Below are 13,673 nucleotides of genomic sequence, written 5' to 3' on the forward strand. Positions count from 1 at the left end.
ATGTCGAACCCGCCGCACGAGGCGCCTGCACTTACCGCTCACGAAGAACATCCCGGCTGGCGCGCGTTCCTGAATACGCGCATGCTGATCTGCGTCTTTCTCGGCTTTACGTCGGGATTGCCGCTGTTCACGCTCGTCTATCTGGTGCAGGCGTGGCTACGCTCCGAAGGCGTCAATCTGAAGGAAATCGGCCTGTTCGCGCTGATCCAGTTCCCGTACACCTGGAAATTCATCTGGGCGCCGCTGATGGACCGCTACGTGCCGCGTTTCCCCGGCTGGCGTCCGGGCAGACGGCGCGGCTGGATGCTGGTCACGCAGATTCTGGTGGCCGGCGCCATCGGCACGTTAGGGTTCGTGTCGCCCAAAGAGTCGATCTGGACCGTGGCGGCTCTGACGGCGCTGGTCGCGTTTTTTGGAGCCAGTCAGGACATCGTGATCGACGCCTACCGGCGTGAATTGCTGAGCGACACGCAGCAGGGGCTCGGCAACGCGGTGCACGTGAACGCTTACAAGATCGCGGCGCTGGTGCCCGGTTCGCTCGCATTGATCCTGTCCGACCATTTGCCGTGGAGCACCGTTTTCATCGTGACGGCCGCGTTCATGCTGCCCGGCATGGTCATGACGCTGGTGGTGCGCGAGCCCGCGGTACACGGTACGCCGCCCAGGAACCTGCGCGAAGCGATCGTGCAGCCGTTCAAGGAATTCATTCAGCGCGACGGCTGGCGTGGCGCACTGTTCGTGCTCGGTTTCATCTTTCTGTACAAGCTCGGCGACACGATGGCGACCACGCTGTCCACGTCGTTCTTTCTCGACATCGGCTTTTCGCGCACGCAGATCGGCGTGATCGCGAAGACCACCGCATTCGGCGCGAGTCTGGCGGGCGGGATCGTCGGCGGAATCTGGCTGATGAAAATCGGCATTGGCCGGGGCTTGTGGATCTTCGGCATCCTGCAAATGGTGTCGACGCTCGGCTTCGCGTGGCTTGCTCATCTCGGACCGGCTTCGCCCGGTCTCGCGGCGATCTACGACATCGCCGTCTGGCTGAGCCAAGGCACGACGAAGCTGCTGGCGCTGGTGGGCATCGACTGGGCCGTGCAGCTCGAGCCGCGTTCGGTTGCGCTGGCGCTCGTGTACGGCTTCGAAACCTTCGCCACCGGTTTGACGATGGCGGCTTTCACCGCCTATATCGCCAGCACCACCGATCCGCGCTACACGGCCACCCAGTTCGCGCTCTTCACGAGCCTCGCTTCGGTGCCGCGCACGCTGGCTTCAGCGGCGAGCGGCTACGTGGTCGCGCAGATCGGCTGGTTCGACTACTTCATCGTCTGCACCGCGCTGGCGGTGCCCGGCATGGTGCTTCTGCTGCGCATCGCGCCGTGGAGGACGCAGTCGTGAAGGCGCGTCTCCCGAAGGGCGTGTTGCGCTCGGCTCCGTCCCGGCGTCCCGCGCGCAAGGTCAGGCGCGTGGCGCTGCGGGCGGTGTGGGCGCTCGGTGGTGTGAGCCTGACGTTGGCCGCGCCGTTGAACGCACACGCGACAGCCATGCCGGCGGCCGCGACCAGCGCCCCCGCAGCGACGCCGGCGCCGGCCACATCGGCGGCACCAACGGCCAGACCCGCAGCCGGCGCGGCAAGCCCGGAAAGCGCGACATCGGCGGCGCAAGGTGCGAGCAGCGCCGGTAGTGCTCCCGCAGCGGCCACGCCGCCGTCGTCGGCCCCATCGACGACGCCGCCGACTCCAGTCACGGCAAGGACGCCCGCTGCGACGTCGGCGCCGTCCGCGGCCGCCAAAGCGCCCGCCGCCCCGTCGATGCCCGTCGCATCCGCACCGTACAGCCCGACGAACACGCAGTTGCGCTATGGCGGCTATCTGGTGTTCCGCAACCTGATCCCATCGCCGATGCTCGAGGCGCAAGCCGCCGAAGAGTTCAACCAGATCGCGTACGGCGCCGAGCACGCCAATCGCCTGTACGGCGACACCGATGCGCATGTCACGCGCGTGCGCTCGATCGTCGACAAGCTGATCCCGTACTCGTTGAAATGGAACGAGCGGGCCAAAAACTGGAAGTGGGATGTGGCGGTGGTGCGCTCGCCCGATATCCGCATGTACTGTCTGCCGGGCGGCAAGATCGTCGTGTATGGCGGCCTGCTCGACCGCGCGCGTCTGAACGACAACGAACTCGGTATGCTGATTGGGCACGAGATTGCGCACGCGCTGCGCGAACATGCACGCGAGCGGCTCGGCCAGTTGCAGGCGAGCCAGCTCGACTCGTCCGGCACGATCCCGCAGCTATTCGGGCTCGCCGATCTCGGCGCGGCGCCGCTCGGCATCGGCTCGCGCCTGCTGGAAATGAAGTACGAGAATACCGACGAGACCGAAGCCGACGTGATCGGCAGCGATATCGCGTCGCGCGCCGGCTTCGATCCGCGCGCGGCAGTCACACTCTGGGACAAGCTCGCGCAGGCCACGCGCGGCAACCGCGATCAGGGCTTCATCTACGTGCATCCCTACACGTCGGCGCGCCGCCAGGACATCATCAAGCGCTTGCCCGACATGTTGCCGCTGTACGCGAAAGCAATCGGCAAAACGGTGGATGCGCTGCCGGACTACGGCGGCATGGGCCGTCCGCGCAGCAAACCGTCTCGCAACTGAGTCGCGCGGGCCGCGCGCGCTCCCGGCCGTTGCCTGACATATGGCGTCCCCCTCGGGGCTGACTTCAACTGCGTCTGCTGCCGGGACGCGGACTCCGCTTACTTCTTGAGCTTGTGGTCGTAATCGACCGTCAGCGGCGCATGGTCGCTGAACTTGATATCGCGGAACACGTCGGTACGTTTCGCCTTGCTAGCGATATCCGGCGTCGCGATCTGATAGTCGATCCGCCACCCGACGTTCTTCGCATACGCCTGGCCGCGATTGCTCCACCACGTGTACTGTTCCGGCCGCTGGTCGAGCGTGCGGAACACGTCGACGTAACCCACTTCATCGAACAGTTTGGTGAGCCATGCGCGCTCTTCCGGCAGGCAGCCCGAATTCTTCTGGTTGCTCTTCCAGTTCTTGATGTCGATTTCCTTGTGGACGATGTTGACGTCGCCGCACACGATCACTTCGCGCTCCTGAGCCAGTTCCGCGAGATGCGGCATGAACTCGTCCATGAAACGGTATTTGGCCTGCTGGCGCTCGTCGCCGCTCGAACCCGACGGCACGTACACCGAAATCACCGACAGCTTGCCGAAACGCAGTTCGACGTAGCGCCCTTCCGGGTCGAATTCCTCGCTGCCGAAGCCGATCACCACTTCGTCCGGTTCGTGACGTGTGTACACGCCCGCGCCGCTATAGCCTTTCTTCACGGCGTGCTGAAAATAGCCGGTGAAATTGTGCGGCGCCATGAATTCCGGCGTCATGTCGTCTTGCGAGCATTTGATTTCCTGCACGCACAGCACGTCGGCCTTCTGTTCTCCGAACCAGTCGAAAAAGCCCTTCTTCGCCGCTGAGCGGATGCCGTTCAGGTTGGCGGTAATCACACGCAACATGTCGTTCCTTGTTTGGTCGATTCGTTTCTGGAGCAAAGGGGCAAGGTCACGCGATCTTGATGCCCTTCAGCGATTCTTTGGCAGGCGGATATTCGAGCTTCAGCGCCTCGAACGTGCGCAACAGCAACTCCGCCACCATCACATTGCGATGCGTCTTCGAGTTGGCTGGAATCACGTACCACGGCGCGTATTCGGTCGATGTCGCGGCCAGCGTCTCGCCATACGCCACCTGATACTTGTCCCACTGTTTGCGCGCGTCGAGATCGGCGACGTCGAATTTCCAATGCTTGGTCGAATCGTCGATGCGCGCCTGCAAACGCACCCGCTGCTCGTCTTTCGAAATGTGCAGCATGCACTTGATGATGGTCGTACCGCTATAGGCCAGCAACTCTTCGAACTGGCGGATATGATGGCAGCGCTGCTCGAAGGCTTGTGCGTCCAGGTTGCCGAGCACGGTGGGCACCAGCAGATCTTCGTAGTGACTGCGGTTGAAGATCGTCAGTTCGCCCGCGGCGGGCGCTTGCGAATGCACGCGCCAGAGAAAGTCGTGCGCAATTTCGACGGGCGTCGGCGCCTTGAACGGCACGATGCGCAAACCGAGCGGATCGACGTCGTGAAACACCGCGCGGATCGTGCCATCCTTGCCGCTCGTGTCCATGCCCTGCAGCACCAGCAGGACACGGCGCTGCTGCTGCGCATGCAGACGCTCCTGCTGAATGTCGAGCTTCGCGCCGATTTCCGATAACCGGGCTTTGTCGGCGTCTTTCGAACCGGCCGAAAATGGTTTTGCAGCCGGATCGAAACCGTCGAGCGAGAATTTGTTTTTCTTCTTGCCGTCGCCGAAATACGGCACGCGGAAGTCGTCGAGTTCGGGTTGCCTGGCCATCCACACACTCCGTGATCTGCGTTTAAACGGGCCCGCAAACGAAACGGGCCGCTGCCCCACTTTCGTTTCCGGCAACAGCCCGCGGTGGCCAAAGCGCGAACGCTTCGGCCGTGCTTTCCAACTCTGCTTCAACTCAGGACAGCTTCTTCTTGAGCAGGTCGTTGACCTGCGCGGGATTGGCCTTGCCCTTGGTCGCCTTCATGGCCTGACCGATCAGCGCGTTGAACGCCTTTTCCTTGCCGGCGCGGAATTCCTCGACCGACTTCTGATTCGCGGCGAGCACTTCGTCGATGATCGCTTCCAGCGCGCCGGTATCCGAAATCTGCTTCAAACCCTTCGCTTCGATGATGCGATCGGCGGCGGCTTCGTCCGTGGCTTTCTCTTCCCAGATCGAGAGGAAAATTTCCTTGGCGATCTTGTTGGAGATCGTGCCGTCCGCGATACGCTGCAGCAACAGCGCGAGTTGCGCGGACGATACCGGGCTTGCAGCGATATCGAGACCTTCACGATTCAGTTGCGACGACACTTCGCCCATCAGCCAGTTCGCCGCGGCCTTGGCGTTGGCCGGGCCGAGCTTGCTCACCACCGCTTCGTAGTACGCCGCCATTGCCTTGCTCGATGTCAGCACGTTGGCGTCGTACGGCGTCAAACCGTATTGCGTGACGAAGCGCTGTTGAATCGCTTCCGGCAGTTCCGGCATTTCGCTTTTGACGCGCTCGACCCACGCCGCGTCGATCACGAGCGGCATCAGATCGGGATCGGGGAAATAGCGGTAGTCGTGCGCGTCTTCCTTGCTGCGCATGGAACGCGTTTCGCGCTTGTCCGGATCGTACAGACGCGTTTCCTGCACCACCGTGCCGCCGTCTTCGATCAGTTCGACCTGACGGCGCACTTCGTACTGGATCGCTTCTTCGAGGAAGCGGAACGAGTTCAGGTTCTTGATCTCGGCGCGCGTGCCGAATTCCGCCTGACCGACTGGACGCACCGATACGTTGGCGTCGCAACGGAACGAACCTTCCTGCATGTTGCCGTCGCAGATGCCGAGCCACGTGACGAGCGTATGCAGCGTCTTCGCGTACGCAACCGCTTCCGCCGCGCTGCGCATTTCCGGCTCGGTGACGATTTCGAGCAGCGGCGTGCCGGCGCGATTCAGGTCGATGCCGGTCATGCCCGCGAAGTCTTCGTGCAGCGACTTGCCCGCGTCTTCTTCGAGGTGGGCGCGCGTGAGGTTGACGACCTTCTCGTACGCCGGACTGCCCGCCTTTTCATTGGCCGGCACCTGAATCGTCACCTGACCGCCCTGCACGACGGGAATTTCGTACTGGCTGATCTGGTAGCCCTTCGGCAGATCGGGGTAGAAATAATTCTTGCGCGCGAAAATACTGCGCGACGCCACCGTCGCGCCAATCGCGAGGCCGAACTGGATCGCGCGCTCCACGGCACCGCGGTTCATTACCGGCAACGTGCCCGGCAAGGCCAGATCGACAGGACACGCTTGCGTGTTCGGCGCGGCACCGAATTGCGTCGAGGCGCCCGAAAAAATCTTCGAGTGGGTCGACAGTTGCGCGTGGGTCTCCAGACCGATCACGACTTCCCATTGCTTGGTCATGGTGCTCACACTCCTGCCGGTGCTTTGCGGTGCCAGTCGGTCGCGCGCTGGAACGCGTCGGCCACCTGCAGCATCCGGGCTTCATTGAAATAGTTGCCGATGATCTGCAAACCTACCGGACGCTGCGCATTCGCGCCCGCGCCGAAGCCGCACGGCACGCTCATGCCCGGCAAACCGGCGAGGCTCACCGACAGCGTGTAGATGTCGGCCAGATACATCTGCACCGGATCGTCGCCCTTTGCGCCCAGATCCCACGCTACCGTTGGCGCGACCGGGCCCATGATCACGTCGCACTGTTTGAACGCTTCCTGAAAGTCCTGCGCGATGATGCGGCGGATCTTCTGCGCCTGCAGGTAGTACGCGTCGTAATAGCCGTGCGACAGCACGTAGGCGCCCACCAGAATGCGGCGCTTCACTTCCGGGCCGAAACCTTCGGCGCGCGACTTCTTGTACATGTCGAGCAGATCGCGATACTCCGCCGCGCGATGGCCGAAGCGCACGCCGTCGAAACGCGACAGGTTCGACGAAGCCTCCGCCGGCGCGATCACGTAGTAGACCGGGATCGACAACTCGGTTTTCGGCAGCGAAACGTCGACCAGCGTGGCGCCGAGCACCTCGTATTGCTTGAGCGCGGCGTCGATGGAGGCGCGCACGTCGTCGGCGAGACCGGCGCCGAAATACTCTTTCGGCAGGCCAATGCGCAGGCCGGCGAGCGGTTTGCCGGCGCCGTCTTCTTTCCACGGCTGGCCGAGGTAGCGCGTGTAGTCCTCGTCGTCACGCACGAGGCTGGTCGAATCGCGCTCGTCGAAACCGGCCATTGCTTCGAGCAGCATGGCGCAATCCGCGGCGCTTCGCGCCATCGGGCCGCCCTGATCCAGCGACGAGGCGAACGCGATCATGCCGTAACGCGACACGCGGCCGTACGTCGGCTTGATGCCGGTGATGCCGGAAAACGACGCCGGCTGACGGATCGAGCCGCCGGTATCCGTGCCGGTTGCAGCGGGCGCGAGGCGCGCGGCCACGGCCGCCGCCGAACCGCCCGACGAGCCGCCCGGCACTGCCTTGACGTCCCACGGATTCTGCACGGGACCAAAGTACGAATTCTCGTTGGACGAACCCATCGCGAACTCGTCCATATTGGTCTTGCCCACGCACACCATGCCGGCGTTCTGCAGACGCGCGACCACGGTCGCGTCGAACGGGCTCTCGTAGTTCGACAGCATTTTCGAGCCGGCCGTGGAGCGCCAGCCCTTGGTGACGAACACGTCTTTGTGCGCGATCGGCAGGCCGACCAGGGGGCCGGCGTGGCCGGTATGGAGCAGCGCGTCCGCGGCTCTTGCCTGCGCGAGCGTCAGATCGGGGTCGACCTGGATGAATGCGTTCAGGCTGTTGGCCGCTTCGATCCGCTTCAGATAGAGCTGCGCCAGTTCGACTGCGGAGCATTCCTTGGCCGTCAATGCGGCGCGCAGTTCGGTCAAACTTTTTTCATGCATTGCGTTTTATCCTGAAGAGCGCGGCAGCGCAGTCACGCTGCCGTGGAGGCATTCGGCTGCCCGCCGGCAAGCCGAGCCGAGAAAGCCGGAGACGACGGTCACGCGAGCGCCGGGGCCACGAGTCGATATGCCGCACGGCGGCACGTCGAAGGAAAGCTGCCCCGCACTCCGCGCCGGGCCCGATGCGCGGGGTTTTACTCGATCACCTTCGGCACCAGGTACAGACCGTCCTGCACGGCCGGCGCCGGGCGCTGGAAAGCTTCGCGTTCGACCGTTTCGGTCACCGTGTCGTCGCGCAGACGCAGCGCGACGTCTTCGATCTGCTCGATCGGGTGGGCAAGCGGGGCGATGCCGGTGGTATCGACCGCCTGCATCTGCTCGACGAGGCCGAAAAAATCGTTGAGCTGGACAAGCGTGTGCTCAGCTTCGGCATCGGCCAGTTCGAGCCGCGCAAGATGCGCGATGCGTTTTACATCGGTCAGGGTCAGAGCCATGCAGTCACCGGAAAATGTGGTGGACCGCCGCAGCATGCAAAAAACAACGCTGCGACAGCGGGTTACGACGCTGGAGGAGGCCCTCGAAAAAGGGGCCAGCGGCGGCAAAAAGTGCCGTCCGTTTCCTTCAAATCATGCAAAATTATAAGGTATCATTACGCGTTCGACCCAAACCCGGACCGACTTACCAAGGCCTTTCTGAACTATTCCCAAAGATCGTTCGGATTTTTCTGGCCTGGCTTTGCACCGGCCTCCGGTAGACTCCCTCGCAGCTTCAAGTTCCTGTGGCGCCGCTTCCGCCCGGTTGAAGCTGTTATTTTTTCCGCTGCCGCCCTGCGCATACGTTGCGAGGCCCGGCCCCAAGCGAGACAGGATTTTGAATGTTCGGTTTTTTGCGCAGCTACTTCTCCAACGATCTGGCCATTGACCTCGGCACGGCCAACACGCTCATCTACATGCGTGGCAAGGGCATCGTTCTTGATGAACCGTCGGTGGTCTCGATCCGCCAGGAAGGCGGTCCCAACGGCAAGAAAACCATCCAGGCAGTCGGCAAGGAAGCCAAGCAGATGCTCGGCAAGGTGCCGGGCAACATCGAGGCGATCCGCCCCATGAAAGACGGCGTGATCGCCGACTTCACCGTCACCGAGCAAATGATCAAGCAGTTCATCAAAACTGCTCACGAATCGCGCATGTTCTCGCCGTCGCCGCGCATCATCATTTGCGTGCCGTGCGGTTCGACCCAGGTCGAACGCCGCGCGATCAAGGAAGCCGCGCACGGCGCGGGTGCTTCGCAGGTCTACCTCATTGAAGAACCAATGGCGGCCGCCATCGGCGCCGGTCTGCCGGTGTCGGAAGCAACCGGCTCGATGGTCGTCGACATTGGCGGCGGCACGACCGAAGTCGGCGTGATCTCGCTCGGCGGCATTGTGTACAAGGGCTCCGTGCGCGTGGGCGGCGACAAGTTCGACGAAGCCATCGTCAACTACATCCGCCGCAACTACGGAATGCTGATCGGCGAGCAAACGGCCGAAGCCATCAAGAAGGAAATCGGCTCCGCTTTCCCGGGTTCCGAAGTCAAGGAAATGGAAGTGAAGGGCCGTAATCTGTCGGAAGGCATTCCGCGCAGCTTCACCATCTCCAGCAACGAAATTCTCGAAGCCCTCACCGATCCGCTAAACCAGATCGTGTCGTCGGTGAAGATCGCGCTCGAACAGACGCCGCCGGAACTCGGCGCGGATATCGCCGAGCGCGGCATGATGCTCACGGGCGGTGGCGCGCTGCTGCGCGATCTGGACCGCCTGCTCGCCGAAGAAACCGGCCTGCCGGTGCTCGTCGCCGAAGACCCGCTGACCTGCGTTGTACGCGGCTCGGGCATGGCGCTCGAACGCATGGACAAGCTGGGCAGCATCTTCTCGTACGAGTAAGCGAGCCCGTCTCCATGTCAGTAGCGCGGATCTGGCAAACGGCCCCTTGCGGGCCGGTTTGCCGTTGGCTGGGCCTGCCAGCCTCCGCGCGCTGAACGCGCGTTCCTCGCGCGCCGCCGTCTCACCCAACCGCTCACGCCCCCGGCGCCGACCATGGAATACAGTCCGCCGCCCCTGTTCAAGCAAGGACCGTCCGCTCTCGCACGACTCGTGTTTTTCGTCGTGCTGGCGCTTGCCCTGCTGATCTCCGACGCTCGCTTCAAAACGCTCGAAATCGTGCGTGGCGTGCTCGGCGCGGGTCTTTATCCGTTGCAACGCGCGGCACTCGTGCCTCGCGACATGTTCGTGGGCGCCGCCGACCTGGCCGTGACCAGCGCCACGCTGCGCAGCGAAAACGACAGACTGCGCAGCAAAGATCTGCAACTCTCGCAGCAAGCCAATACGGCCGCCGAACTGGCCGCCGAAAACGCGCATTTGCGGGCGCTGCTGCAACTGTCCCAGCGGTCCACCACGCAATCGCTGCCCGCCGAGATCCAGTACGACACGCGCGATCCTTTCACGCAGAAAGTGGTGATCGGCCGCGGTGCGCAGCAAGGCATCCAGAACGGTTCGCCGGTCGTCAACGAAGACGGCGTGATCGGCCAGGTGACACGCGTCTTCCCGCTGCAAGCCGAAGTTACGCTGCTCACGGACAAGGATCAGGCAGTGCCCGTGCAGATCGTGCGCACCGGCTTGCGCAGCGTGATTTACGGCACACCGAAGGGCGACACACTCGATCTGCGCTTCGTGCCGATCAGCGCCGACATTCAAACCGGCGACGAACTCGTCACGAGCGGACTCGACGGCGTGTATCCGCCGGGCCTGCCGGTCGCTAAGGTGGTACGGGTCGACAAACAGGCCGATACCGCGTTCGCGCGCGTGATCTGCCTGCCCGTCGCGCCGGTGCGCGGCGCGCGTCAGTTGCTCGTGCTGCATTACGTGAACAATGTGCCTCCGCGTCCCGCCGAAGAGCCCGACGCAGCCACAGCCGCAAAGGACGCGAAAGCGAAGAAGGGCGGCAAGCCGGCGGACGGCAAAGCCGCAGCGGACAAAGCTCCGGCAAAAGCGGGCGAAAAACCCGCAGCCGAGAAGTCCGCGGCGGCCAGGCCCGCTGAAAAAGCCCCTGCCAAACCGGCAGTTGCGGAGAAGAAGTCCGCCGCCGAAAAGAAACCGGCTACTGAGAAGAACGCGAAGCCGCAAGCCACGCCGGGGGCGCAGCCATGAACCGTCCGCAATACATTCTGCAGCCGGTCAATCCGTACTTCATCTCGTTCAGCCTCGCCGCGGCGTTCCTGCTGAACCTGATGCCGTGGGGGCGCCTTGTCGGCGTGCCGGACTTCGTAGCGCTCGTGCTGCTGTTCTGGAACGTGCACCAACCGCGCAAAGTCGGCATGGGCATCGCTTTTTCACTGGGTTTGCTGATGGACGTGCACAACGCCAGCCTGCTCGGCGAACACGCACTGGCGTATACGTTGTTGTCGTACGGCGCGATTACGATCCACCGCCGCGTGCTGTGGATGTCGCTCGGCGTGCAGACCTTCGCGGTCATGCCGCTGCTGGTCGTCGCGCAACTGGTGCCGTTCGTGATCCGTCTGCTGACGGGCGCGGCGTTTCCAGGCTGGGGTTATCTGATCGACGGTTTCGTCGAAGCCGCGCTGTGGCCGGTTGCCAGCATGCTGCTGCTGATGCCGCAGCGCCGCCCGGCCGATCCGGACGATACCCGGCCAATTTGATCACGCATCGGGCCCGCCGGCCGTTCTGATGAAACTCACGTCGCCGGCCCGCTCGACGCGCATCGCAGTTCATGCCTTCCGGTTCTGGCCGGAAAAGGCGCACACTCATCATGGCCGTTATCCGGCCTTTTGCAGAATCGCATGACCGAATTCAAGGACACCCAGCAACAGCTCTCGAAGTTCCGCCTGCGCGTCGCGGCGGCGGGGCTGTTCGTGTTCGTCTGCTTCGGGCTGATCGGCTTCCGGTTCCTGTTCCTGCAGGTCTGGCACTACAGCAAATACTCGCTGCAGGCCGATGAAAACCGCATTTCCGTCGCGCCGATCGTGCCGAACCGCGGCATCATCACCGATCGCAACGGCGTCGTGCTGGCCAAGAACTACTCGGCCTACACGCTCGAAATTACGCCCTCGAAGCTGAACGACTCGCTCGAAAACGTGATCGACAACCTGGCCACGGTGGTCTCGATCGACGCACGCGACCGCCGCCGCTTCAAGAAGCTGCAGGAAGACTCGAAGAACTTCGAGAGCCTGCCCATCCGCACCCGCCTGACCGACGACGAAGTTGCGCGCTTCACCGCACAGCGCTTCCGTTTTCCCGGCGTGGAAGTGCGTGCGCGCCTGTTCCGCCAATATCCGCTCGGGCCGACGGCGGCGCACGTGATCGGCTACATCGGGCGGATTTCGCAGCGCGATCAGGACCGTATCGACGACGCCAGCGACCAGAACGACAGCGATCCGGACCACTACGATCCGCGTCTGGACGCGAACAACTACAAGGGCACCGACTACATCGGCAAGATCGGCGTCGAGCAGAGTTACGAGACCGAACTGCACGGCCAGACCGGTTTCGAGGAAGTGGAAGTGACAGCCGGCGGCCGCCCCGTGCGCACCTTGTCGCGCACCCAGGCAACGCCTGGCAACAACCTCGTGCTGTCGCTCGATATCGGACTGCAGCAGGTCGCCGAGCAGGCCTTCGCGGGACGGCGCGGCGCGCTGGTCGCCATCGAGCCCTCCACGGGCGACGTGCTTGCGTTCGTGTCCGCGCCGAGCTTCGATCCGAATTCGTTCGTCGACGGCATCGACCAGCAGACGTGGGACGATCTCAACAATTCACCCGACCACCCGCTGCTCAACCGGCCGCTGCACGGCACCTATCCGCCGGGCTCGACCTACAAGCCGTTCATGGCGCTCGCCGCGCTCACGCTGCATAAGCGCACGCCGGGCTGGGGCTTCCAGGATCCGGGCTCGTACACCTTCGGCGGCCACACGTTCCGCAACGACGTGCGTTCGGGCCAGGGCTGGGTCGACATGAACCGCGCGATCGTGGTGTCGAACGACACGTATTTCTACATGCTCGCGCACGATCTCGGCGTCAACAATATCGCCAACTTCATGAAGCCATGGGGTTTCGGCCAGATCACCGGCATCGATATTTCGGGCGAGGCGCGCGGCATCCTGCCGTCCACCGAATGGAAGCGCAAGGCGTACCGCAAGCCCGAACAGCAACGGTGGTATGAAGGCGAAACGATCAGTCTCGGCATCGGCCAGGGCTACAACTCGTTCACCATTCTCCAGCTCGCTCATGCCACGGCCACGCTCGCGAACAACGGCGTGGTGATGAAGCCGCACCTCGTGCGAGACATCGAAAACCCGATCACGAAAGAGACCCGGCCGGTTGTGCGCGATCCGAGCGACAGGATCGCGGTGAAGCAATCGGACATCGACATCATCAAGCGCGCAATGGAAGGCGTCGTGACCAATGGCACGGCGTCGAAACTGTTCATCGGCGCGCAGTACCAGGCGGCCGGCAAGACGGGGACGGCGCAGGTCTACTCGCTGCAAGGCGCGAACTACAAGGGCCACGCGATTGCCGAACATCTGCGCGACCACGCGCTCTTCATCGCCTTCGCACCGGCCGAGCAACCGAAGATCGCGCTCGCACTGATCGTCGAAAACGGCGGCTGGGGTGCGGAAGCGGCGGGCCCGATCGCGAGGAAGGTGCTCGACTACTATCTCGTCGGCAAGAACAAACCGGGCGCTCAGGCGGCGGCCATCGAGGCAGCGGCGTCGGCGACCGAGGACGCGTCCGCGCCCGAAGTCGGCGGCGCACCGGCGCCACAGGACGCGGCGCAGCCAGTCAAGGTCGCGGCGGGCTTCACTGCCTTGCCGATTCCCGGTGCGGCTTCGGCGGCAGCGGCGGCCTCCGCTGCGGCGGCGGCCTCGGCGGCGAGCGCGGCTTCGGCCTCGGCCTCGGCTTCGGCACCTGCTGCCGCGTCGGCGCCCATGGCCGACTCCACGTCGGCTGCTGCAAAGAATCATCCGACGCCGCGTAAATCCGGCGCCCCGCATCCACCCCGTCCGGCCAGCGAGCCGGCGCCGAGCGCCGCGGCACCGTCGCGCGATGACGGTATTCAGGCCACGTCGCCACGCCAGCCGGTTTCCGGCGGCATCGACGAGTAAGGAGAA

The 13,673-nt window shown here is 63.8% G+C and carries 12 protein-coding genes; 7 read left to right on the forward strand and 5 right to left on the reverse strand.

Annotated elements, in window-relative coordinates; genetic code table 11:
• Both NE850_RS22330 and NE850_RS22335 read left to right on the forward strand, forming a co-directional pair.
• A complete protein-coding gene (locus tag NE850_RS22330; RefSeq protein WP_007179692.1) occupies positions 1–1,395 on the forward strand; it encodes an AmpG family muropeptide MFS transporter in 1,395 nt (464 codons plus the stop codon).
• Positions 1,392–2,651 carry a M48 family metallopeptidase gene (locus NE850_RS22335; protein ID WP_007179693.1) on the forward strand — a complete coding sequence of 420 codons (1,260 nt, stop codon included), beginning with the start codon at positions 1,392–1,394 and terminating at the stop codon, positions 2,649–2,651. The genes NE850_RS22330 and NE850_RS22335 overlap by 4 nt, the downstream gene beginning before the upstream one ends.
• 98 nt (positions 2,652–2,749) lie before the next feature.
• Here the strand turns inward: NE850_RS22335 and NE850_RS22340 are convergent, their stop codons facing one another.
• From NE850_RS22340 to gatC, 5 genes are all read right to left on the reverse strand, one after another.
• Positions 2,750–3,529, reverse strand: coding sequence for an exodeoxyribonuclease III (locus NE850_RS22340; protein ID WP_007179694.1), 780 nt, complete (start codon positions 3,527–3,529; stop codon positions 2,750–2,752).
• A gap of 46 nt (positions 3,530–3,575) precedes the next feature.
• Positions 3,576–4,415 (reverse strand): PPK2 family polyphosphate kinase, encoded by an 840-nt coding sequence (locus NE850_RS22345; protein ID WP_310699419.1) that lies wholly within the window; start codon positions 4,413–4,415, stop codon positions 3,576–3,578.
• A gap of 133 nt (positions 4,416–4,548) precedes the next feature.
• Positions 4,549–6,024, reverse strand: a complete 1,476-nt coding sequence (gene gatB / locus NE850_RS22350) for an Asp-tRNA(Asn)/Glu-tRNA(Gln) amidotransferase subunit GatB (protein WP_007179696.1) — start codon at positions 6,022–6,024, stop codon at positions 4,549–4,551.
• 5 nt (positions 6,025–6,029) lie between these two features.
• Positions 6,030–7,517: an Asp-tRNA(Asn)/Glu-tRNA(Gln) amidotransferase subunit GatA gene (gene gatA, locus NE850_RS22355; RefSeq protein WP_165184251.1), complete on the reverse strand. Its 1,488-nt coding sequence runs from the start codon at positions 7,515–7,517 to the stop codon at positions 6,030–6,032.
• Between the two features lie 194 nt (positions 7,518–7,711).
• A complete protein-coding gene (gene gatC, locus NE850_RS22360) occupies positions 7,712–8,011 on the reverse strand; it encodes an Asp-tRNA(Asn)/Glu-tRNA(Gln) amidotransferase subunit GatC (protein ID WP_007179698.1) in 300 nt (99 codons plus the stop codon).
• Here gatC and NE850_RS22365 point away from each other — a divergent pair.
• The 5 genes from NE850_RS22365 (at position 8,010) to mrdA (ending at position 13,667) form a co-directional block, all read left to right on the forward strand.
• Entirely contained in the window at positions 8,010–8,159 is a 150-nt protein-coding gene (locus NE850_RS22365; protein ID WP_157187803.1) for a hypothetical protein, read from the forward strand. The genes gatC and NE850_RS22365 overlap by 2 nt on opposite strands.
• Before the next feature lie 232 nt (positions 8,160–8,391).
• The gene (locus NE850_RS22370) at positions 8,392–9,435 is read left to right on the forward strand and encodes a rod shape-determining protein (protein WP_004189550.1); all 1,044 of its coding nucleotides are present in this window, start codon (positions 8,392–8,394) and stop codon (positions 9,433–9,435) included.
• 153 nt (positions 9,436–9,588) lie between these two features.
• On the forward strand, positions 9,589–10,698 hold the full coding sequence (gene mreC / locus NE850_RS22375; RefSeq protein ID WP_165184249.1) for a rod shape-determining protein MreC: 1,110 nt from the start codon (positions 9,589–9,591) through the stop codon (positions 10,696–10,698).
• Positions 10,695–11,207 (forward strand): rod shape-determining protein MreD, encoded by a 513-nt coding sequence (gene mreD / locus NE850_RS22380; protein WP_007179700.1) that lies wholly within the window; start codon positions 10,695–10,697, stop codon positions 11,205–11,207. Before mreC ends, mreD begins: the two co-directional genes overlap by 4 nt.
• 141 nt (positions 11,208–11,348) lie before the next feature.
• Complete coding sequence (gene mrdA, locus NE850_RS22385) at positions 11,349–13,667, forward strand: penicillin-binding protein 2 (protein ID WP_007179701.1); 2,319 nt, start codon at positions 11,349–11,351, stop codon at positions 13,665–13,667.
• The last annotated feature ends 6 nt before the right edge of the window (positions 13,668–13,673 follow it).

Origin of the sequence: Paraburkholderia sp. USG1, assembly GCF_031570135.1 — a bacterium.
Lineage (GTDB): Bacteria > Pseudomonadota > Gammaproteobacteria > Burkholderiales > Burkholderiaceae > Paraburkholderia > Paraburkholderia dioscoreae.

Coding starts and splice junctions, on each gene's coding strand:
- NE850_RS22370 (WP_004189550.1), top strand. CDS start 8,392: ATGTTCGGTTTTTTGCGCAGCTACTTCTCCAACGATCTGGCCATTGAC.
- gatA (WP_165184251.1), bottom strand. CDS start 7,517: ATGCATGAAAAAAGTTTGACCGAACTGCGCGCCGCATTGACGGCCAAG.
- mreC (WP_165184249.1), top strand. CDS start 9,589: ATGGAATACAGTCCGCCGCCCCTGTTCAAGCAAGGACCGTCCGCTCTC.
- NE850_RS22345 (WP_310699419.1), bottom strand. CDS start 4,415: ATGGCCAGGCAACCCGAACTCGACGACTTCCGCGTGCCGTATTTCGGC.
- mrdA (WP_007179701.1), top strand. CDS start 11,349: ATGACCGAATTCAAGGACACCCAGCAACAGCTCTCGAAGTTCCGCCTG.
- mreD (WP_007179700.1), top strand. CDS start 10,695: ATGAACCGTCCGCAATACATTCTGCAGCCGGTCAATCCGTACTTCATC.
- NE850_RS22340 (WP_007179694.1), bottom strand. CDS start 3,529: ATGTTGCGTGTGATTACCGCCAACCTGAACGGCATCCGCTCAGCGGCG.
- NE850_RS22330 (WP_007179692.1), top strand. CDS start 1: ATGTCGAACCCGCCGCACGAGGCGCCTGCACTTACCGCTCACGAAGAA.
- gatC (WP_007179698.1), bottom strand. CDS start 8,011: ATGGCTCTGACCCTGACCGATGTAAAACGCATCGCGCATCTTGCGCGG.
- NE850_RS22365 (WP_157187803.1), top strand. CDS start 8,010: ATGCAGTCACCGGAAAATGTGGTGGACCGCCGCAGCATGCAAAAAACA.
- gatB (WP_007179696.1), bottom strand. CDS start 6,024: ATGACCAAGCAATGGGAAGTCGTGATCGGTCTGGAGACCCACGCGCAA.